At 60.3% G+C, this 20,873-nt stretch carries 15 protein-coding genes; 7 read left to right on the top strand and 8 right to left on the bottom strand.

The window, feature by feature from the left end; all coding sequences use genetic code 11:
- Nucleotides 1-40: 40 nt before the first annotated feature.
- Nucleotides 41-2,206: a beta-galactosidase gene (locus tag VM554_10735; GenBank protein ID HVJ08852.1), complete on the top strand. Its 2,166-nt coding sequence runs from the start codon at nucleotides 41-43 to the stop codon at nucleotides 2,204-2,206.
- Nucleotides 2,207-2,286: 80 nt separating this feature from the next.
- On the opposite strand, the gene VM554_10740 is transcribed toward VM554_10735, so the two are convergent.
- Together VM554_10740 and VM554_10745 are read right to left on the bottom strand one after the other, a co-directional pair.
- Nucleotides 2,287-3,033, bottom strand: a complete 747-nt coding sequence (locus VM554_10740; protein HVJ08853.1) for a hypothetical protein — start codon at nucleotides 3,031-3,033, stop codon at nucleotides 2,287-2,289.
- Between the two features lie 163 nt (nucleotides 3,034-3,196).
- Complete coding sequence (locus VM554_10745; GenBank protein HVJ08854.1) at nucleotides 3,197-5,446, bottom strand: bifunctional (p)ppGpp synthetase/guanosine-3',5'-bis(diphosphate) 3'-pyrophosphohydrolase; 2,250 nt, start codon at nucleotides 5,444-5,446, stop codon at nucleotides 3,197-3,199.
- A 130-nt stretch (nucleotides 5,447-5,576) separates the two neighbouring features.
- Between VM554_10745 and VM554_10750 the strand changes: the two genes are divergently transcribed.
- From VM554_10750 to clpB, 3 genes are all read left to right on the top strand, one after another.
- The gene (locus VM554_10750; GenBank protein ID HVJ08855.1) at nucleotides 5,577-6,998 is read left to right on the top strand and encodes a class I SAM-dependent rRNA methyltransferase; all 1,422 of its coding nucleotides are present in this window, start codon (nucleotides 5,577-5,579) and stop codon (nucleotides 6,996-6,998) included.
- A gap of 251 nt (nucleotides 6,999-7,249) precedes the next feature.
- The gene (locus VM554_10755; protein HVJ08856.1) at nucleotides 7,250-7,759 is read left to right on the top strand and encodes an Hsp20/alpha crystallin family protein; all 510 of its coding nucleotides are present in this window, start codon (nucleotides 7,250-7,252) and stop codon (nucleotides 7,757-7,759) included.
- A gap of 138 nt (nucleotides 7,760-7,897) precedes the next feature.
- Nucleotides 7,898-10,522, top strand: coding sequence for an ATP-dependent chaperone ClpB (gene clpB, locus VM554_10760; protein ID HVJ08857.1), 2,625 nt, complete (start codon nucleotides 7,898-7,900; stop codon nucleotides 10,520-10,522).
- 88 nt (nucleotides 10,523-10,610) lie between these two features.
- Here the strand turns inward: clpB and prmC are convergent, their stop codons facing one another.
- Together prmC and prfA are read right to left on the bottom strand one after the other, a co-directional pair.
- On the bottom strand, nucleotides 10,611-11,459 hold the full coding sequence (gene prmC, locus VM554_10765; GenBank protein ID HVJ08858.1) for a peptide chain release factor N(5)-glutamine methyltransferase: 849 nt from the start codon (nucleotides 11,457-11,459) through the stop codon (nucleotides 10,611-10,613).
- A 2-nt stretch (nucleotides 11,460-11,461) separates the two neighbouring features.
- Nucleotides 11,462-12,538, bottom strand: coding sequence for a peptide chain release factor 1 (gene prfA, locus VM554_10770; GenBank protein ID HVJ08859.1), 1,077 nt, complete (start codon nucleotides 12,536-12,538; stop codon nucleotides 11,462-11,464).
- A gap of 245 nt (nucleotides 12,539-12,783) precedes the next feature.
- Between prfA and VM554_10775 the strand changes: the two genes are divergently transcribed.
- Nucleotides 12,784-14,667 carry an ATP-dependent DNA ligase gene (locus VM554_10775; protein HVJ08860.1) on the top strand — a complete coding sequence of 628 codons (1,884 nt, stop codon included), beginning with the start codon at nucleotides 12,784-12,786 and terminating at the stop codon, nucleotides 14,665-14,667.
- Nucleotides 14,668-14,714: 47 nt separating this feature from the next.
- Here the strand turns inward: VM554_10775 and VM554_10780 are convergent, their stop codons facing one another.
- Nucleotides 14,715-15,629: a cation diffusion facilitator family transporter gene (locus VM554_10780; protein ID HVJ08861.1), complete on the bottom strand. Its 915-nt coding sequence runs from the start codon at nucleotides 15,627-15,629 to the stop codon at nucleotides 14,715-14,717.
- A gap of 122 nt (nucleotides 15,630-15,751) precedes the next feature.
- Nucleotides 15,752-16,237, bottom strand: coding sequence for a hypothetical protein (locus VM554_10785; protein HVJ08862.1), 486 nt, complete (start codon nucleotides 16,235-16,237; stop codon nucleotides 15,752-15,754).
- Between the two features lie 175 nt (nucleotides 16,238-16,412).
- Between VM554_10785 and hslV the strand changes: the two genes are divergently transcribed.
- Nucleotides 16,413-17,075 (top strand): ATP-dependent protease subunit HslV, encoded by a 663-nt coding sequence (gene hslV / locus VM554_10790; protein ID HVJ08863.1) that lies wholly within the window; start codon nucleotides 16,413-16,415, stop codon nucleotides 17,073-17,075.
- Between the two features lie 42 nt (nucleotides 17,076-17,117).
- Nucleotides 17,118-18,704 (top strand): ATP-dependent protease ATPase subunit HslU, encoded by a 1,587-nt coding sequence (gene hslU, locus VM554_10795; protein ID HVJ08864.1) that lies wholly within the window; start codon nucleotides 17,118-17,120, stop codon nucleotides 18,702-18,704.
- 103 nt (nucleotides 18,705-18,807) lie between these two features.
- Here the strand turns inward: hslU and VM554_10800 are convergent, their stop codons facing one another.
- Nucleotides 18,808-19,356 (bottom strand): hypothetical protein, encoded by a 549-nt coding sequence (locus VM554_10800; GenBank protein HVJ08865.1) that lies wholly within the window; start codon nucleotides 19,354-19,356, stop codon nucleotides 18,808-18,810.
- A 339-nt stretch (nucleotides 19,357-19,695) separates the two neighbouring features.
- Nucleotides 19,696-20,784 (bottom strand): hypothetical protein, encoded by a 1,089-nt coding sequence (locus VM554_10805; protein ID HVJ08866.1) that lies wholly within the window; start codon nucleotides 20,782-20,784, stop codon nucleotides 19,696-19,698.
- Nucleotides 20,785-20,873: the final 89 nt, after the last annotated feature.

Raw genomic sequence — 20,873 nt, forward strand, 5'->3', positions numbered from 1 at the left:
ATGGCTCGTCCTGACCGAACCCCCATTGCGAGGATCCCCAATGAAGTCTCTTCCTATGGTTGCCACTGTAATGGCCATCGCGCTTGCCGGTGTTGCGCCAGTGTATGCTGCGGCGATGAGCGAAACCGCGCCTGCCGCTAATGCTCCACAAAAGGAATGGCCAGCCTCGGTGCATTTCGACACCATTCTGTATGGCGCGGCGTATTACCACGAATACATGCCCTACGAGCGGCTGGATAAAGATGTGGCGCTCATGAAGCAGGCAGGCATCTCCGTGGTGCGCATGGGCGAATCTACCTGGAGCCTGTGGGAGCCGGAGGATGGCCACTTTGAATATGCGTGGATGGATCGCGTGGTGGAGGCCATGGGAAAGGCCGGGATCAAGGTGATTCTGGGGACGCCCACCTATTCGATTCCGACCTGGATGTACAAGGAGCATCCCGAAGTGCTGGCGCGGCCTCTCGGCGGTGGGGAGACGTTCTATGGCATGCGGCAGAACATGGACACGGACAACCCCGTGTATCGCTTCTATGCGCAGAGACTGATCCGCAACCTGGCGGAGCACTACCGCAGCAACCCCGCCGTGATTGGCTGGCAGGTAGATAACGAAACCTCGTCGTATGGAGCCAGCAATACCGATGTCTTCGCGGGATTTGTGAATCACCTGAAGAAGAAGTTCGGCACCACAGACAATCTAAACAAGGCATGGTTCCTGAACTATTGGGGCGAGGATGTCAACGGGTGGGAGAACATGCCGACGCGCGACAGCGCTACCAGCACCAGCTACAAACTGGAGTGGAGCCGCTGGTCGCAGATGCGGGTTACCGATTTTCTGTCGTGGCAGGCGGCGCTTATCCGCGAGTATGCCGGACCGAAGCAGTTTGTGACGCATGACTACGGCGGCATGATGCGCCTGGATGTGAACGATCCGGAGCAGGCAAAGAGCCTGGATATTGTGGCCAACAACGTATACCACGGCACGCAGGACCATCTGGACGGCGCATGGCAGGCGGAGCAGGGCGATTACACACGCTCGCTGAAGCGCAGCAACTTCCTGATCACGGAGACGAATGCGCAGACGCTTGGATGGGACTCCGCGGGCCAGTTCCCTCCCTATGACGGGCAGCTCCGGCTCGACGTATATACCCACATTTCAAGCGGAGCCAACATGGTGGAGTATTGGCATTGGCACTCCATCCATGCCGGGCAGGAAACCTATTGGAAGGGCGTGCTGAGTCACGATCTGGAGCCGAACCGCGCCTATGCGGAGGTATCGCGCACCGCGCACGAGCTGCAGAAGATTGGACCTCATCTTGTCAATCTGAAGATCGACAACAAGGTTGCGATTCTGTACAGCGTGGACTCAGCGAATGCCCTGCACTTCATGCCCTACGAGCGGCAGGATGGCAACGGATGGATTCCAGGGAAGGCCGCGGGCGGCTATAACGCGCTGGTGACGCAGCTTCACCGCTCCCTCTACGAAGCCAATGTGGGAGCGGATTTTGTTTTTCCGGGAGACCCGGACTTCGCCAGATACAAGCTGCTGATCGTGCCGGCGCTCTACATTGCCGACGATGCCCTGCTGACGAAGATCTCCGACTACGTGAAGCAGGGCGGACACGTGCTGATGACCTTCAAGAGCGGCTTTGCGAACGAAAATTCCGCCGTGCGATGGGTACGCGCTCCTGGGCCGCTGCGAGAGGCTGCGGGCTTCAGTTACCAGGAGTTCTCCAATCTGGAGAAGCCGCTGGCGCTGAAGGGTGATCCGCTGAAGGCGGGCGACGAAAACAAGGTCTCCACCTGGGCGGAGTTTCTGCTACCGGAGCATGCCGAGGCGGTGGCCTGGTATGACCATCCTTTCTTCGGGAAGTGGCCAGCGATTACGCGCAACACCTATGGAGCGGGAACCCTGACCTACGAAGGCACAGTTCTGAGCGATGCGCTGCAGAAGAATCTGCTGCGGGAGGAACTGGCAAAGGCTGGATTGACCGGGGCGGATCAACAGCTACCTGCGGCGGTACGCGTGAAGAGCGGCGTGAATGCTCTGGGAAGGCAACTGCACTACTACCTGAATTATTCGAGCGACAAGCAAAACTTCATGTATCCGCACGGCGCAGGAACCGACCTGCTGACAGGCAAGGCAGTCGCGTCGAATCAGCAGGTAACGCTGGACCCGTGGGATCTGGTGATTGTGGAAGAGAAGTAGACGCCGATGAGATTGCGTTGCATCCCGGGTCTCAGAGATCGAGACCCGGGAGCCTGATGAGTCAGGCCGGGAAAACCCAGCTACTTGGGAACGTAGCTGAGGTCAGCGCGGTAGACAGACATTTCGGTGTAGATACTGCGGCAACTGCGGCGAAGCTGGTCGAGCACCTGCGGGCCAGAGTCTCCGTAGGCCTCCTTAAGGGCGTCTTCCATTGGCTTCTCGGGTGGCTCCATGTCGGCCCAGGAAGCGCGGTCAACGATGAGGACGAAGGCGGGTACTTCGCCCCCATTGGCGAGCGAATACCAACGGGAAGGCTTGGTGGGGTAGTTTGTCTTCTCCAGTGCCGCATTGATCTTCTTGACGGCGTCAATGAAGTCATTGAAGTGTTCGGGGTTGACGCTGTAGTAGGTATTCGTGTGCAACATCGGGGGAGTCGCCGGCGGCTTGCTGCGGCTGAGATCTTCACGATAGGCGAAGTAGCTTCTGGAACTGCTGGCCGCGTAGGGAAGAATGTTTTTTGCGACATCGGCCTGATCCAGTTTGTTGAAAGCTTCGCGGGCATCGAAGTCGCTCCAGTGGTGCCCGGGAGAAACCATCACGTAGGACCCGGCGCGCTCACCGGTGAGAACCTGCCAGACGTAAATGCTCCAGGTATCCTTCTGGGCGGCGTGGAAGGCCGAGTGCGCCTTACGTCCGGCCTCAAATTGGGCAGCCATGCCGGGTTTGGGGGTGACAAGGTTAACCTCGGAGACCGGGCGGGATGAGGATTGCGCAAGGATCGAGGTCGAGGCAGACAGCAAGGCGCAGAACAACGCAAACTTTTGCATATGGGACTCCTGGTTCGAGATCGCGACACCAATGGGAGAACGGCCGCGTTACAAAGGGCCCAGGGAGCAGAGGAAAAATAAACTGCAGCCCGCAGAATGTCAATCCGTGTGTTGCTGAAGATCGTGTTGCCGGTAGAGGGCAGTGGGCCGGGATGGCTTGAGCTTACAGCTTCTGCGTACGCTGCACTTCTCTCACGCCAGGAATGCGGCGAAGGGCGGTGACGAGGCGGTTGAGGTGGCGGACGTCCTCGGCTTCGATGACAAACTCGACGACGGCTTCGCCGTTCTCCTGCGATTTGGAATCGACTCCGCGGATGTTGGTGCCGTCGTCGCTGATGATGGCGGTCATCTCTTTGAGCATGCCGGCTTTGTCATCGCAATAGACGGTGAGCTTCACCGGATAGGTCAGGCGGGAGCTCTTGTCGGCGGCGGTGCGGGCCCACTCGACATTGATGCGGCGATCCGCTTCATAGAGCAGGTTCTGCACATTGGGACAACTGCGCGCGTGCACTGCCACTCCCTTGCCGCGGGTGACGTAGCCAACGATCTCCTCGCCGCGAATGGGATTGCAACATCGCGCACGATAGACGAGCAGATCGTTCTGCCCCTCGACTTCCAGTGAGTCCGAGCGCGGGTTGAGGTGGAGACGCTTGACGGCGTCCGACATGCTCCCCGGCTTGGCCTCAACTCCGGTAGCTGCCTCCGCTTCCGGCGTTTGCGTGTTGGTAATGCCGGGGGAGAGTTTGTTGAGCACCTGCCGGGCGGAGAACTTGCCGAAGCCGATGCCTGCCATCAGGTCCGCGGCAGTGGCCACACCCGCCTCACCGGCAATGCGGGCATAATCGGCGTCGTTGAAGCGATTGAGCGAGATCTTGTAGCGGCGCCCTTCGCGTTCCAGCAGCTTTCTGCCAATCTCGATGGCGCGGACGCGCTGATGCTCGTTGAGCCAGTGCTTGATCTTGTTGCGGGCGCGGGGACTCTTGGTAAAGGTCAGCCAGTCGCGGCTGGGAGTATGGCCGTTCTGCGTCACCACTTCGACGATGTCGCCGTTGCGCAGGCGGGTGCGAAGCTGCACCATGCGGCCATTCACCTTGGCGCCGACGCAGGTGTTGCCCACCTCGGTGTGGATGGAGTAGGCAAAGTCGATCGGGGTGGAATCCTTCGGAAGCACCACCACCTTGCCTTTGGGGGTAAAGGTGTAGACCTCCTCGGGGTAGAGGTCGATCTTGAGCATGGAGAGGAACTCGTTGGGATCGGTCATCTCCCGCTGCCACTCTACGAGCTGCCTTACCCATGCCAGGCGCTGCTCATCGCGGGCGCTGATGGGGGAGTTGCCGGCCTTGTATTTCCAGTGCGCCGCGATGCCCTCTTCGGCGATGCGGTGCATCTCCTCGGTGCGGATCTGCACCTCAAATTGATGGCCGCCCTCGCCCATAACCGTTGTGTGCAGTGATTGATACAAATTAGGCCGGGGCATCGCAATAAAGTCCTTGATGCGGCCGGGCACGGGACGCCAGATGCTGTGGATGAGGCCGAAGACGGCGTAACAATCCTGCACGCTGGTCGTGATGACGCGGATGGCGAGCAGATCGTAGACCTGATCGACGGAGGACTGCGTCTTTTGTAACTTCTGGTGGATGCTATAGAGACGCTTGATGCGCCACTCCACGCGCGCCTTGATATCGCTCTCGCGGAGCTTCTCCTTGAGCGTCTCTTCGACGCCTTTCAGGAACTGTTCCCCCTCCTGGCGGCGTGCCTCGACCGAGTCATGCACCTGCTCATAGGCAGCGCTGTCCACGTAGCGGAACGCCAGATCCTCCAGCTCGCCGCGCACTTTGCCCATTCCCAGGCGGTGGGCGAGAGGTGCGTAGATATCCAGAGTTTCGCGGGCGATGGAGACCTGCCGCTCCGGCATAAGATGCTCGAGCGTACGCATGTTGTGGAGCCGGTCGGCCAGCTTGATCAGGACCACGCGAACATCGGTCACCATGGCGAGCAGCATCTTGCGGACGTTCTCCGCCTGGCGGTCTTCGCGGTTGGCGAACTCGATCTTGTCGATCTTGGTGACGCCTTCGACGATGTGCGCGACCTGCTCGCCGAACTGCTCCACGATATCGGCGGTGGTGACCGGGGTATCCTCAACGGCATCGTGCAGCAGGCCGGCCGCGATGGCGGTCGAGTCCAGCTTCATCTCCGCAAGCACCTGGGCTACTTCCAGCGGATGGGTGATGTAGGGTTCGCCCGAGGCGCGCAGTTGCCCCTCATGATGGCGAACGCAGAACTCCCAGGCCCTGCGAATGATTTCCAGATCGTCGGTGGGGCGATTGGCGCGCACCGTCTCCAGCAACGTGCGGAACTTGGCCGCCGTCGGATCGGGGACCGGATCGGTGCCCACGGGAGATGGATGCAACATCGCCATAACTGATTATAGGCCGGATGCGTGCGATGCATTATAGGACGGACTGCGCGATGCAAATGGAAGCTGTGGCCGGGGGAGGCCGCGACACGTGCAAAGATGCGTTTGAACCGATACTCTCAGAGCCATGCCAAGACGCGAAAAAGAGAAGACAACAGCCGGGAAGTCCGCTCCGAAGACGACGCTGAGAACGAAATCGGGGCCCAGCGCCCAGGATGGATCCCCCAGCAGCATACAGAAGGCAAGCCACCGCAAGAAGACAGCCTCTGCGGGCGAAGCGGGAAGATCCGGAGCCGCAAGGCCGGGTACGCGTACCGTAAAGCCCAGTGTGGAGTTGAGTGCTCCCGCGGCCGTCGTCTCGCGGCGCGCCTGTGACCGGCTGCGCATGGGCCACGTCTGGGTCTATCAGTCGGACCTCGAGCAGGTAGTGGCTCCGTTGGACGACTCCGGGCTGTTGCCGGTTCTCGACAACCGCGGCATTCCAATGGGCACGGCGCTCTACAGCCCGTCCTCGCAGATTGCCCTGCGGCTGATTTCAAGGGAGATTCTCGAGGACGCGCAATGGCTGATGCTGCTTCGCGAGCGTCTGCGCATCGCCCTCTTCCGGCGCAAGCCGATCCTGGCGCGCCACGATACCGACGCCTGCCGCCTGGTCTTCAGCGAAGCGGACGCGCTGCCGGGGCTGATCATCGATAAGTACGGCGACCTGGTCATTCTGCAGTTGCTGACGCGCGGGATGGATCGCGCCGAGGTGCGTGCGGCCATCGTCGAGGTGCTGCGCGAGGAGCTTGCCCCGGTAACCATTCTGGAGCGGCCCGATGCGCGCATCCGCGAACTGGAGGAGCTTGGCGCACCTTCGGCGGAGCCGCTCTTCAGCGAGGACCTCAGACATCCGCTGAGCGCGACCCTCTTCCATCTGAATGGCCTGCGCTTTCACTACGACTCCAACTCCGGGCAGAAGACCGGGGCCTTTCTCGACCAGCGGCAAAACTATGTCGCCGCCGCCGCCCACGCACGGGGCGAGGCGCTGGATGTCTGCTGCTACCAGGGGGGATTTGCGCTGCATCTGGCACGGGTGTGCAGCCGGGTGACGGGGGTGGATGCCTCCCGCAATGCGCTGGAGGTGGCCGAGCAGAATCTGCAGCTCAACCGGGAGCTGGCCGAGGCGGGCAGCGTCGATTGGATTGAGGCGAACGCCTTTGACCTGCTCCGCGACTGGAGCACCGCAGGGCCAGCCTACGACACAATCGTGCTCGATCCTCCCGCCTTTGCGAAATCCAAGCGGGCGGTGGAAGGCGCGGTCCGCGGATACAAGGAGCTGAACCTGCGGGCGATGAAGATGCTTCGCCCCGGGGGAACGCTGGTTACCTGCTCCTGCTCGCACCACGTCTCCGGCGAGGAGTTCACCGCCGTGGTGGCAGCGGCGGCAGGAGATGCGGGGCGGCGGGTTCGACTGATCGAGCGCAGGGGCGCGTCGGAAGACCACCCGGTGCAGCTCACCATCCCAGAGACGGAGTATTTGAAGTGCCTGATCTGTGAGGTGGAATAGGGGAGGTGGATCGTAGCGTGAAGGCGTGGCGAGGAGTCGGAAGTGCCCTCTTTTCAGTGCAATGCCGAGGAAAGAGGCGCAGTTCCCGGCTCGGTAAGTCATTAATCTCGTTGATGATAGCAATGCATATATAAAATGTGATAGTAATACGTGCAGGTTTTATGCAACGTATCGATCTGCCTCCGCATCTTAATGCTGTATAAGGCCGGACGGGTCCGGCCCCAAGAACTTTACAGTTTGGAGGTAAAGAGATGGCAATTACCCGTTGGGATCCCTTCCGGGATGTAATGACGCTGCAGAATCGTATGAACTCGCTCTTCCAGGACTTTTCTCGTGCGGAGAATGACGCAGTAACGACCGCGAACTTCGTGCCGCCGGTCGATGTTTACGAAGATGAGCATGAAGTGGTTTTGAAGCTTGAAATACCGGGCATCAAACAGGAAGACCTATCGATCCAGGTTGAGAACAATACTCTGAACATTCATGGTGAGCGGAAGTTCGAGAAAGAAGAGAAAGAGGAGAACTTCCACCGCATTGAGCGTCGTTATGGCACTTTCTATCGCGCCTTCACGCTGCCGACGACGGTCGATCCCGACAGCATTCGCGCGAGCTACGACGCTGGAGTGTTGAAGGTGGAGTTGAAGAAGCGTGCGGAAGCCAAGCCGAAGCAGATCAAGGTGTCCGTGGGGCCGATGTTGACCGGGGAAAAGCAACCCGAGGCCGCGGCGAAGACCCAGGTCAAGACGCCAACGGCGGCGTAAACTGTCGTCGTTACAGCTAAGGGAAAAGCCTTCGACGGCTGTTGTATCACGGGCGGGGGAGGGCCGTAAGAGAGCGCCTTCCCCCGCTTGTTCTTGCAGTGAATTTCAAAATCAAAAACAAGGAACGAAGCAAACGATATGGCCATTCGATGGGATAAATTTACGGTCAAGTCGCAGGAGGCAATGCAGAATGCAAGCACGCTGGCCGCGGAAAATGGCAACCCGGAGTTGCTGCCGCTGCACTTGCTAGGCGTTCTGCTGGAAGACAAGGATGGCGTGATTGTGCCGGTGCTGCAGAAGGTTGGCGTGGCCACCGAGCAACTGGCGAACAACGTAAGGCAGGCTGTCGAAAAGCTGCCCAAAGTCTCTGGCAGCGCGGCGCAGCCAACGATGTCGAATGCGCTGCAGAAGGTTCTCGACCAGGCTTTTAAGGAAGCGGAGAACTTCAAGGATGAGTACGTCTCGACCGAGCACCTGCTGCTGGCGTTGACGAAGCAGAAGAACGATCCGGCACAATTGGCGCTGGCGGCGCAGGGGGCAACGCACGACACAATTCTGCGCGGCCTGACCGCCGTGCGTGGAACGCAGCGCGTGACGGACCAGAATCCCGAAGCCAAGTACCAGGCGCTCGAGCGCTATGCCAAGGATCTGACGGAGCTGGCGCGCCGCGGCAAGTTGGACCCTGTGATTGGCCGCGATGAGGAGATCCGCCGCGTCGTCCAGGTGCTCTCGCGCCGCACCAAGAATAACCCGGTGCTGATTGGCGAACCTGGCGTGGGCAAGACGGCAATCGTAGAGGGGTTGGCCCGCCGCATCGTCTCCGGTGACGTGCCGGAGAGTCTCAAGAACAAGCGCGTGATCTCGCTCGATCTGGCCTCGATGCTGGCCGGAGCGAAGTACCGGGGAGAGTTTGAAGACCGTCTGAAGGCGGTGTTGAAGGAGATTGAAGAGTCGAACGGAGAGATCATTCTCTTTATCGACGAGTTGCACACGCTGGTGGGAGCCGGCGCTGCAGAAGGAGCGATTGACGCCAGCAACATGCTGAAGCCTGCGCTGGCGCGAGGCGAGCTGCGCGCAATTGGCGCCACCACGTTGAACGAGTATCGCAAGTACATCGAGAAGGATGCCGCGCTCGAACGCCGCTTCCAGATCGTGTATGTGGGCGAGCCGAACGTGGAGGACACCATTGCCATCCTTCGCGGGCTGAAGGATCGCTATGAAGCGCATCACAACGTCCGCATCAAGGATTCGGCGATTGTTGCCGCCGCTGTTTTGTCGCACCGCTATATCTCAGACCGGTTCCTGCCGGATAAGGCGATTGACCTGGTAGATGAGGCTGCGGCCTCGCTGGCCATTCAGATCGGCTCCGTGCCGACGGAGATTGACCAGATCGAGCGGCAGTCTACATCGCTTGAGATCGAGCGCACGGCGTTGAAGCGGGAGACGGACAGCGCCTCCAAGGAGCGGCTGCAGGCCGTGGAGAAGGAGCTGGCCGAGCTGAAGGAGAAGTCGAGCGGATTGCGCGCCCGGTGGCAGAAGGAGCGCGAAGCAATCTCACGGATCAGCGAGCTGAAGAAGAAGATCGAAGCAGTGAAGCTTGAGCTGGAGGAGCAGACCCGGCGCGGAAATCTGGAACGAGCAGGCCAGATCCAATACGGAGAACTGCCCAAGCTTGAAGCAGAGCTGAAGAAGCTGAGCGCCGCGCAGGAGGGTACGGCGGGCGCGCAGCGCATGTTGAAAGAAGAGGTGGATGAGGAAGACATCGCACGCATCGTCAGCAAATGGACCGGCATCCCCGTGGCCAAGATGCTGGAAGGCGAGGTCGAGAAGCTGGTGAACATGGAGAGCCGTCTGCGGGAGCGCGTCGTCGGCCAGGATGAGGCGTTGAGTTCGGTCGCCAATGCGATTCGCCGTTCCCGCGCTGGCCTCAGCGATCCCAAGCGTCCCATTGGATCATTCATCTTTCTGGGACCGACGGGCGTTGGCAAGACAGAGACGGCCCGGGCGCTGGCGGAGTATCTGTTCGACGATGAGCAGGCGATGGTCCGCATCGATATGTCGGAGTACATGGAGAAGCACGCTGTGTCGCGCTTGATTGGCGCGCCTCCGGGCTACATCGGTTATGACGAAGGTGGACAGCTTACCGAAGCTGTGCGGCGGCGTCCTTACTCGGTGGTGCTCTTCGACGAAATCGAGAAGGCGCATCCCGATGTGTTTAACGTGCTGCTTCAGGTGCTGGACGATGGCCGCCTGACGGATTCGAAAGGCCGCACGGTGGACTTCAAGAACACGGTGCTCATCATGACGTCGAACCTCGGCTCTCAGGTATTGCAGGCGGAGTCTTTGGAGACGGAGGAGTCGTTTGAGCTGGCGCGGGAACAGGTGATGGATGTCCTGCGACAGAGCTTCCGGCCGGAGTTCCTGAACCGCGTGGACGACATTGTGATCTTCCGCCCGTTGGGCGAAGAGCAGTTGAGCCACATTATCGATCTACGACTGGCCGATCTGAAGAAGCTGCTGGCCGACAGAAAGATCACGCTGGAGCTGACCGATGCGGCACGTCACATGCTGCTGGTGGTGGGCTACGACCGGGCCTATGGTGCACGGCCGCTGAAGCGTGCTCTGCAACGTATGATCCAGGATCCGCTGGCACTGAAGATCCTCGACGGCGAAGTACGCAACGGGGATCATGTGCGGGTGGATGCCGATAGCGCGTCCAATCAGTTGAACTTTGAAGTCGCGGGACGGGAAGCAGCCGTATAAGTCGCAACGAAAATAGGCCGCAGAGATTTCTCTTGAGAGATTTTTCTGCGGCCTTTTTTATTGCTGCTGGAGCGATTCGCGGAAAGGCCTATGTCCTGCGGCGAGCGCACGCAACTCGCGGAATCCCCTGCAAATCCGGCACGAAGGTCACGTCGCTCCAATCCGCGAGCAGAGCTTCGATGGCCGGCTGCTGGCCGTAGCCTATCTCCATCAGGAGCCAGCCGTGCGGCTTGAGCACGGCATGAGCCTGGGGAATGAGACGCCGGTAGATATCCAGTCCGGTGCTGCCAGCAAAGAGCGCCGAGGCTGGCTCAAAGTCGCGTACCTGGCTGCTGAGCGTTGCGCGATCCTGCTCGGCGACATAGGGCGGATTGGAGACTACCGCATCGAAATGCTCGTGCGCCACCGCATCGAGTAGATCGGAGGATAGAAAGCGCACGCGGTCCGCGACTCCGTTGAGAGCGGCGTTGCTCTGCGCCAGTTGCAGAGCTTCGCTGGAGATGTCGAGTGCTGTGAGGTGCGCCATTGGCAGGTGGAACGCTAGTGCGATTGCGATGGCTCCCGATCCTGTGCCCACATCGACGATGGACAGGGGCTTATCTTTTGGCACGCGATGAAGGAGGGATTCGACGAGGTGCTCCGTCTCCGGGCGCGGAATGAGTACCCTGCCATCCACCTCGAAGGGCAGCCCGTAAAACTCCGCGCGGCCCAGGATGTACTGCACCGGCTCGGAGGTCTCTCTGCGGGAGAGGCACTCGCGATAGGCGCGCTCCTCCTCCGCCGTCAGCACCCGCTCCGGGTATGCAAGCAGCGAGGCGCGGTCACACGACAGTACGTGCATCATGAGGAGCTGCGCATCCTGCCTTGCAGCGGAAGCATCCTGAATGGAAGCCAAACGTTGCGCGGCTTCGGCAAGCATCTGGCGAATCGTCGCCATCGTCAGCCGATATTCGCAGTCTCGGCCTTCAGCCGCTCTGCCTGGTAGTGGGAGATCAAAGCATCGATGGTCGGCTGTAGCTTGCCCTCCATCACCTCGGCAAGCTGGTGGTTGGTCAGCCCGATGCGGTGATCGGTGAGCCGGTTCTGGGGGAAGTTGTAGGTGCGGATCTTCTCGCTGCGATCCCCGGTTCCCACCTGCTGTTTGCGCTCCTTTGCCAGCTCGGCGTGCTGCTTCTCCATCTCCTGCTCGTAGAGGCGCGCACGCAGAACGCGCATGCCCTTTTCGCGATTCTTGATCTGCGATTTCTCATCCTGGCAACTGACCACGGTGCCGGTGGGCAGGTGAGTGATGCGTACGGCGGAGTAGGTTGTATTCACCGACTGGCCGCCGGGTCCGGAGGAGCAGAAGGTGTCGATGCGGAGGTCCTTGGCTTCGATCTTGACGTCCACCTCTTCGGCCTCCGGCAACACCGCAACCGTGATGGCGGAGGTGTGTACGCGGCCCTGCGTCTCCGTTGCCGGAACGCGCTGCACGCGATGCACGCCGCTCTCATACTTCATTTGCGAGAAGACGCGATCGCCTTCAATAATGGCGATCACTTCCTTCAAGCCGCCGACGCCCGACTCCGAGGAGGACAATACCTCTACCTTCCAATGATGCTGCTCGGCGAAGCGGGTATACATGCGGAAGACCTCGGCGACGAACAGCGAGGCCTCGTCGCCACCGGTGCCGGCGCGGAGTTCGATAATGACGTTCTTCTCGTCATTCGGATCCTTGGGCAGCAGCATGACCTTGAGCTCTTCTTCAATTGCGGGCATGCGGGCTTCCAACTGCGCCAGCTCGTCGGCGGCCATGGCGCGAATCTCCGGGTCGCTCTCGTTAAGCATGCTGCGGGCATCGTCGGCGCCGTTCTTGAGCCGCGTGTACTCGCGGAATTTTTCGACTGTATCCTGCAGGTCGCGATGCTGCTTCGCGATCTTCTGATATTTCTGCTGGTCGCTGACGATTTCAGGATCGCCTAATTGGGCGCCCAGCTCTTCATAGCGGGCTTCCATCTGCTCCAGACGGTCAAACATAAGTGCCTTTCCCCGCTGCCAATGAGCGGGTTACTGCTGGGATTTTAAGGTAACAGGGCGAAGAGATAGAGAGACACAATGAGCGGCAGGGCCGCTAGAGGAGAGCGTGGCAGGCGGCGCCGCGTGAGGCCCGGATTGGAAACACGGTCATTGAGAACACGGTCTTCACGGTATCTTCTCTTTTATTTTACCGCGAAAGCCCCGGGAAGGAGCACGGATTTGCCTTCGCTGCATCTATAACCGGCATGGCCGCCGGTTTCCTTGAGTTTGCCGAATTGTCGGAAGCGCTGGCCGAGACCAGCAGCAAACTGCAGAAGCGGTCTCGAATCGCGGATTGGTTGCGGACGCTTTCTCCGGAAGATGCGGCCCTGGCTGCGCTGTATCTGGCGGGACAGCCCTTTGCGGAGACGGATCGAAGAGCGCTGAATCTGGGCGGATCTCTGCTGACAAGGGCGGTGATGCAGTTGACCGGGGCCAGCACGCAAGCGCTGCATGCGACGTACCTGGGGCACGGCGACCTGGGCTCTGCCGCATCTGACCTGATGCAGCCGGAGCCTGAAAACGCAGTCCTGCCCAGGCTGACGCTGAGCGACGTGGACGCAACCCTTGGCGCCATAGCAGAGGCGCGCGGAGCCAGCGTCAAGCTGCGTATCCTGGTGCCGCTCTTGGCCCGGATGACCCCGCTCGAAGCAAAGTATCTGATCAAACTTGCACTCGGAGACATGCGGACCGGCGTGCGGCAGAGCCTGATTGAAGAGGCGATTGCTGCTGCGTTTGTGGCGCGCGTGGCGGAGGTGCGGCGCGCGGTCATGCTGGTTGGCGACCTTGGCGAGGTTGTCGGTATGGCGGCCACCCGCAGATTACGGGATGCGCGTATGCGGCTGTTTCACCCGCTCGGCTTCATGCTGGCGAGTCCAGTGGCGACCGTAGAAGAAGCAATGCAGCGCTTTGCCGCCGAAGTGAAGAGGGAATGCGCCGGAACGGAAGGAGCAGAAGAGGAGGAGAGCGAAAGAATCGTGGCGAAGGGGAAGCAGCCGCAAGCTGATATGGAAGCCCAGATTGGAACCCAGGATCAAGTCCCGGTTCCGGCCCCAGTTCAGGCCCAGGTGGAAGATAAATACGATGGCATCCGCTGCCAGCTCCACTGCGGTGAGGAGGGCCGCGTCGTCCTGTTTTCGCGCACACGGGAGGAACTCACCGCCAGCTTTCCAGAGATCGTCACAGCATTCGTTACAATTCCGCAGCCCGTGATCCTCGACGGCGAAATCCTCGCCTGGGATCCGGTGAATGGGCGGGCGCGTCCCTTCGCGTCCTTGCAAACCAGGGTAGGCCGCAAGCGGGTTTCCCTGTCCATGCAGCGGGAGACACCGGTGGTATTCATGGCATTTGACGTACTGTATTTCCGCGGGGAGTTGACGCTGGAAGAGCCGCTCTGGAAGCGGAGGCGGATGCTTGAGGAGTTCGTTTGCGAATACCGCGAGCGGACAACCGTGGGAGCTGGGGATGCGGGGAATTGCGACCAACCTCTGCTGTTTGCCATGCCATTGGAGGACAACGCCTTTCCCCGGCTGATGCTGTCGCCTTCTGGAATTCTCAACTCGGCCGAACAACTGGAGCAGGCCTACATGGATGCCAGAACCCGTGGCAATGAAGGAGTCATGATTAAATCGCGCAACAGCGTGTATCAACCTGGACGGCGCGGCCTGGCGTGGCTCAAGATGAAGCGCGAACTGGCTACGCTGGATGTGGTGGTAACAGCGGTCGAATTCGGGCACGGGAGACGCGCCAATGTCCTGAGCGACTATACCTTCGCCGTTCGCGATGGTGAGCGGCTTCGCAATGTGGGGAAAGCCTATTCAGGATTGACCGACAGCGAGATTGAGGATCTGACTGTTTTCTTCCGCGAGCATACGCTGGAGGACTTCGGCAGGATTCGCTCCGTGGAGCCGCTGATCGTACTGGAGGTCGCCTTCAACAACGTGATGCGATCCGAACGGCACGACAGTGGATTTGCGTTACGGTTCCCACGCATTCTGCGCCTTCGCACGGACAAGCCAGTGGCTGAAATCGACAGCCTGCAGCGTGTGGAAGAGATCTACGCCAGCCAGCCTGACCGGCCTGCAGGATGAGTCCTCTCCCGGCGTGCAGGAGCCTTACTCCTAAGCTCCAGAAGCGTTCAGTGAGGATGCGAGTGGCCGTGGTGGTGAGCGTGCGCGCCAACGGGATCGACGGGAATGATGCAGCCGTGGGCGATCTCGCACTCCGCATCTTCAAACTGGATGGTGGTGTGATGGATGCGGAACTGGTCGCGCAGCGTGCCGTTAATCTCGGCGAGGATCCGCGCGCTCTCCGACGGTGGAATATCGTCGATGGTCACGTGGCAGGCAAGCGCATGGGTCTGCGAGCCGAGACTCCATACATGCAGGTCGTGAACGTCGAGCACGCCTTTCACCTCCTGCAGCCTGTGACGGATGGCAGGAATGGAGAGACCGCGCGGTGTTCCTTCGAGCAGGATGTTGAGCGTCTCCTTCACGATGGAGAGCGACGTCCACAGGATGAGCGCCGCGATGAGGATGGAGAGCGCGGGGTCGATCCAGTTCTGCCCGGTAAGCATGATGCCAAAGCCGCCTGCGATCACTGCTCCGGTGGAGAGCGTATCGCCGAGCATGTGCAGGAAGACGCTGCGTATATTGACATCGTGCGCCACGCGCCAGAGCAGGGCCGCGATCACGCCATTCATCAGGAGACCGGCGGCGGCGACAATCATCATCATCTTGGGATGCACGGCGACCGGCGCGCTGAGGCGATGAATGGCTTCCACCGCGATCCAGGCAGCGATCACGACGAGGGTGAGCGCGTTGAGGAAGGCGGCCAGCACGCCGGCGCGCTGATAGCCGAAGGTCTTTTCATCCGTAGCCGGCTGCGACTGGAAGTAGACCGCGACAAAGGACAGCAGCAGCGCGAGGAAATCCGAGACGTTATGTCCCGACTCCGAGATAAGGGCAAGCGAGTGGGCGCGCACTCCCGCGAAGAAGGTGAGCAACACGTAGGCCAGCGTCGCGATCAGGGAGAAGCGCAGGACGCGTTGCATTTTCTGCGTCGTTGCACCATGCACATGCATAGTCTTCAGTTTAGAGCAATTTGGCTTCTATGGAGCCTATGTGTATGCAGCCTGGGTGGTGGTTGCTGCCCCGTGTTCCACGCTTGTTCCGTTTAGCTCAGGGGATAGGTAGACTCGGGCCGGTCGGCATGTGGGCGGAAAGCGCCACGGCCGATGGCGGCGGAGTCGCGCAGTCCTGACCAGTTTTCCGCCACGATGATGCTGTTTTCCGGGTTGTGCGCGTCATAGCGAATGGAGGCCGGAAAGCTGAGGCGGATCTGGTAGATGTCCACAACTCCCGAGATATGTGTAACATCCTGCGAACAGTTGTAGACCACGCCAGCGATCTCATAGCGATAGAGGATGAGCTTCATGCCATCGGGGCGGCCGCTTTCGGCAGCGTCGAGATCGGCAATATCGACGACCGTGCCATCGACGATGCGCCCGGTTTTGACCAGGCCAAGGCGGCGTTCCCGCTCTATCTCCTCGTCTGTCTTTCGCTTGCGCATCAGGGACCAGGTGGCAGCCGCGCCTCCCACAAGAATTGCTGTTGCCGCCAGGGCCTCCAGCAGTTCGGGATTACGAAGAGAAAAATTCATGATCCAGTCTTGGGCCCCCCGGCCAGCAAACGCCGCGCGGACAACCTGCGCCAACGAAAGCTATAGATGCAGGATACCGCAGGCGGGCCTGCTGCTGCGTTCGTGGCGAGGTGAGTTTTGAGCCCCTGAATGCGGGCAGCGCAGCACATCGCTGCGTTATATACTTAAAGGGAGCATGCCCAACCGTTCGACTCTACCGGCGGCCCAGTCCGGCGCCACTCATCTCTCCGATTCTCCTTCGCGTCTTGAGCCCTCTGCATCAGGGGTTCAGCACGCTGCACCCACCTCCGCCTACTCAGGACCCAGGATCCGCTCCACCACAGTTTTGTGCGTTCGTCGCGGTAACAGCGTCGTCATGGCGGCGGATGGCCAGGTAACTTTGGGCGAGAGCGTCATCAAGCACTCGGCACGCAAGATTCGCCGGCTCTACCAGGACAAGATTCTGGCAGGCTTTGCGGGTTCGACGGCGGATGCCTTCTCCCTTTTCAGCCGCTTTGAGTCCAAGCTGGAGCAGTACGCCGGCAACCTTGGGCGTTCCGCGGTGGAACTGGCGAAGGATTGGCGCACCGACAAGATGCTGCGCAGCCTGGAAGCCCTGCTCGTCGTGGCCGATCTGCAGCAGACCTACATTCTCAGCGGCGCCGGGGATGTGATCGAGCCGGACGAGGGCATTGCGGCCATTGGCAGCGGCGGTTCCTATGCGCTGGCCTCTGCCCGTGCGCTGATGGAGAACACGGACCTTTCCGCGCGGGCTATCGCCGAGAAGTCGCTGCGTATCGCAGGCCAGATCTGCATCTACACGAACGATCAAATCACGATCGAAGAACTGCACGCCTAGAGGGCTCCGAGTAACGCCCCCGGCTACACAAGGAGCAGAATTATGGCCATTTATTTACCAGGAACGGCAGAAGACCAGGAACTCGCGCTGGAGGATCTGACACCCCGCGAGATTGTGGCGGAGCTGGATAAGCACGTCGTAGGACAGGGAGCCGCCAAGCGGGCCGTCGCCGTAGCCTTGCGCAACCGCATGCGCCGTCAGAAGCTCGCGCCGGATCTCGCCGAAGAGATCATGCCGAAGAACATCATCATGATCGGGCCGACCGGCGTTGGCAAGACGGAGATCGCGCGGCGGCTGGCAAAGCTGACGAACTCGCCGTTTCTGAAGGTGGAAGCCTCCAAGTTTACCGAGGTGGGGTATGTTGGCCGCGATGTTGAGTCCATGATCCGCGACCTGGTAGAGATCGCCATCGACATGGTGCGCGAAGAGAAGCTGGAAGAGGTCGAGGACAAGGCGGAGTTGAATGCCGAGGAGCGGCTGCTGGACCTGCTGCTGCCACCCATAGCGACCACTCCCGCTGCTGCTCCCGCGCCTGCGCCGCCCACTCCGGATGGCGGGACGGGCGTGCTCACCTTCCCCGCGGCATCGGGCGAATCGCACAATCAGGCCAGCGAATCGCAGAACCGGACCAATGAATCGCACAACCGGACGAGGGAGAAGCTGCGCCAGCAGTTCCGCGAAGGGCGCCTGGACGAGCGTGTGGTGGAGATCGACGTGCGCGAGCGCAATGCTCCGTCGTTTGAAATCATCTCCAACCAGGGTGTCGAGGAGATGGACATCAACCTCAAAGACATTCTCCCGAGCATCTTTGGCGCACGCACCAAGAAGCGCAAGATGAAGGTGGGCGAGGCTTTTGAGTACCTGGTGCAGGAAGAGGAGAGCCGCCTGATCGACATGGATCAGGTGCAGCGCACGGCCACGGAGCGAGTAGAGAATTCGGGCATCATCTTTCTGGACGAGATCGACAAGATCGCAGGCCGAGAGGGCAGTCATGGGCCGGACATCTCCCGCGAGGGTGTGCAGCGCGACATTCTGCCAATTGTGGAAGGCACCACGGTAAACACCCGCTACGGCATGGTGCGCACCGATCACATCCTGTTTATCGCCGCCGGAGCGTTTCATGTCTCCAAGCCGAGCGATCTGATTCCCGAGTTGCAGGGCCGCTTCCCTATCCGCGTAGAGCTGCAGTCGCTGACGGTAGAGGACTTCGTCCGCATCCTCACGGAACCCAAGTCGTCGCTGACCAAGCAGTACGCAGCCCTGCTTGAAACAGAAGGACTGAAGCTGGAGTTCACGGCGGAGTCTCTGGAGGAGATGGCGCGTTTTGCCTTCAGCGTGAACGAGGCAACGGAGAACATCGGAGCACGCCGGCTGCACACCATCATGGAGCGGGTGCTGGACGAGATCAGCTTTGTCGCTCCCGACCTGACCAAGGCGCACAAGAGCGACTCCACCGTTGACCTGGCCGCCGCGGCCCGGGACAACGGTGCGACGGTAGCCCTGCCCATCAGCGACCGTGAGACGGCTGCGGGAAACCGGGAGATGGTTGTCGTCATCAACCCGGAATATGTGCGGCAGATGGTGGCTTCCATCGTGAAGGATCAGGACTTGTCGCGCTATATCCTTTAAGCAAACCGGCAGAGCCGTCATCCGTGGCCAGCGATCTTTACCGAGCCACGGATGACGACCCTCCTTATCTACCTGCCGCTATCTTTCCTCTAGCCATTCCGCTTTACATCAGGTAACGTGGCTCTTCCCGGGACGGCAGCGCTCCGGGACTGCGCAGCGCCAGCTCTTCACGCACCAGCGTGAGGCCGTAGATGCAGCGCTCGAAGTATCGCGAGAGGCGCGCAAAGAGCGGCGCCTCGTCGGCATACTCGAACAAGTCGAAGGTGGAAACGATGTAGTAGCTCTCCTTGCCTGCGCGGACCATCTCCACAAAGCTCTCGCGCTGGGGCGATCTCCACAGATGCATCGACTCGGGATACATGCCGGTCAGAAAGAGCGTGTAGTCGCCGATGTGCTTGCGGACCTCGCGCTCGGCATCGAAGGATGCGGCGGTGCCGTGGACGGGATCGGAGGCAACCAGCATCTCAGCCACCTCCTTCAAAGGCCGCCCGTGGGCATCGCGCACGGTATAGAGATGGTCACTATTACAGAAGTCGATGAGCAGCCGCGAGACATAGTCTGCGAGCTCTTGATCGAAGATTCCGATGTGCCCGTAGGTGTTGGTGACCAGTTCGTGGAAGAGCTTGCATAGGGGATGTTCTTCTGGAATCATCGCTGCCTCCATCGAATTCGACGACTCAACGAGGTATCACTTTGGACGCGAGCTTACCTCGTTGGTTTCGGTACCGCACCAAAAAATGTGCATGTCGAATTAGATTTCTGGCACTCGACGCGGCAGAGTGCGTCATTCTTTCGCCTTCTCGCAGATTGTGAATACAGCACTTAGAGGAGGATGAGTCTGCGCGGCGCACTCTTTTTGAGGAGAGCAATATGAGAGCAGGCGCGCAATGGAAGCGGGCAAGCGGCAGCCGGATCGAGCCCATCCAGCTACCGCTTTGCCTAAACCCATCGAGCAAACACCTTGCCTGAAAATGTTAGGGGCAAACAAGCCTTAGAAGGTTCTGGTGTACGAGGCGATTACGGTGTAATCCGCAAAGGCCGCATCGCCGTGGGAGTGGTTTGCAATGTCGGTGACGCTGATCTTGCGATTGCGCTCCATCGCCCAGGGGCCGCTGACGTTCCACATGTTTCTGCCTCGGGAGTAGATCAGACCCGGTTCTATGGAGATGACATATCCCGGCCGCCGGAAGCCGTTGCTGGAGCCGAAGGCATCGCGCACCGGGACGCCTTCCATGCGGCCTCCGATGGAGAGCGCCGCGCCGCGAATCCTGGGTACGGCATGGGAAAATCCACCGCGCCAGAGATATTGATCCGCAGCGGAGATGACGCCTTCGCCGGGCGCAGAGCGAAATTGCTTCACTCCTGTTGTGTCCTGGGGATTGAAGAGCCAGGATCCGGTAAAGTAGCCAATCGTGTCGAAGTAGAGTTTTTTATAGGCCTCGGTTCCAAGTGCGAAGCCCCAGGTGCCGTCGCCCGGCTGGATCGATTCGTCGAAGGGGCGTAACTGCTTTTGCCCATTCGCGAGAATGGTGGTGCCCTTAGCGTCATTGATGCCGGTAGGCAACTTGAGGGAGGCAGAGAAGTTGATGTTGCCCTGGCTCTCTGTTGGAGGGCGAAAGACCCAGGCTTGAGCGCCCACGGTGACATCGCCGATTCCACCGGAACGGTAGACGTTCACATTCCCCTGCTGACGACGTGTGGCGGTCAGCGCGGGAACGTCGGCGATCAGGCTCCATCGTGGTGTCACCTGGTAGTTGATGGCGAAATCGTACAGGTCAACGTGATTGAGTACCGCATTGTGCTTTTGCTCGCGGATGAGCTGATAGTCCGTTCCAACATAGTGGCGGAATGAGCTGTAGGTGCGGAAGCCCACGGTAACGGAGAGCCCATGTAACTTGCTGAGTCCGCTGTGCTGGCTGCCAGGCGCGAGCCCGGAGATGACGGGTTGCACGGTATGCGCGGCGACGCAGCCCTGTGCAAGTGCCTGGGGTGCCAGTATGTGGGGTAATGCAGCGAGGAAGAGCGTGAGTGCCAGCGTGGCACCCAGGGGGATCTTTAACCTCTCGGGATGCTTCTTCATTTCTGTACTCCTTGCGTCACGCAAATTGAATCAAAGTGGAATCAATGGCCTTGAGGAGAAGCATCTGGCGCGGGGATGGCAGCCATAGG

Origin of the sequence: Acidisarcina sp., from assembly GCA_035539175.1 — a bacterium.
Taxonomy (GTDB): domain Bacteria; phylum Acidobacteriota; class Terriglobia; order Terriglobales; family Acidobacteriaceae; genus JANXZS01.

Bases quoted from the DNA above. Each gene is read 5' to 3' on its own strand.
- VM554_10735 (HVJ08852.1), top strand. From the start codon at position 41: ATGAAGTCTCTTCCTATGGTTGCCACTGTAATGGCCATCGCGCTTGCC.
- VM554_10785 (HVJ08862.1), bottom strand. From the start codon at position 16,237: ATGAATTTTTCTCTTCGTAATCCCGAACTGCTGGAGGCCCTGGCGGCA.
- VM554_10750 (HVJ08855.1), top strand. From the start codon at position 5,577: ATGCCAAGACGCGAAAAAGAGAAGACAACAGCCGGGAAGTCCGCTCCG.
- VM554_10780 (HVJ08861.1), bottom strand. From the start codon at position 15,629: ATGCAACGCGTCCTGCGCTTCTCCCTGATCGCGACGCTGGCCTACGTG.
- prmC (HVJ08858.1), bottom strand. From the start codon at position 11,459: ATGGCGACGATTCGCCAGATGCTTGCCGAAGCCGCGCAACGTTTGGCT.
- clpB (HVJ08857.1), top strand. From the start codon at position 7,898: ATGGCCATTCGATGGGATAAATTTACGGTCAAGTCGCAGGAGGCAATG.
- VM554_10740 (HVJ08853.1), bottom strand. From the start codon at position 3,033: ATGCAAAAGTTTGCGTTGTTCTGCGCCTTGCTGTCTGCCTCGACCTCG.
- VM554_10800 (HVJ08865.1), bottom strand. From the start codon at position 19,356: ATGATTCCAGAAGAACATCCCCTATGCAAGCTCTTCCACGAACTGGTC.
- VM554_10775 (HVJ08860.1), top strand. From the start codon at position 12,784: ATGGCCGCCGGTTTCCTTGAGTTTGCCGAATTGTCGGAAGCGCTGGCC.
- prfA (HVJ08859.1), bottom strand. From the start codon at position 12,538: ATGTTTGACCGTCTGGAGCAGATGGAAGCCCGCTATGAAGAGCTGGGC.
- VM554_10755 (HVJ08856.1), top strand. From the start codon at position 7,250: ATGGCAATTACCCGTTGGGATCCCTTCCGGGATGTAATGACGCTGCAG.
- VM554_10745 (HVJ08854.1), bottom strand. From the start codon at position 5,446: ATGTTGCATCCATCTCCCGTGGGCACCGATCCGGTCCCCGATCCGACG.
- hslV (HVJ08863.1), top strand. From the start codon at position 16,413: ATGCCCAACCGTTCGACTCTACCGGCGGCCCAGTCCGGCGCCACTCAT.
- hslU (HVJ08864.1), top strand. From the start codon at position 17,118: ATGGCCATTTATTTACCAGGAACGGCAGAAGACCAGGAACTCGCGCTG.
- VM554_10805 (HVJ08866.1), bottom strand. From the start codon at position 20,784: ATGAAGAAGCATCCCGAGAGGTTAAAGATCCCCCTGGGTGCCACGCTG.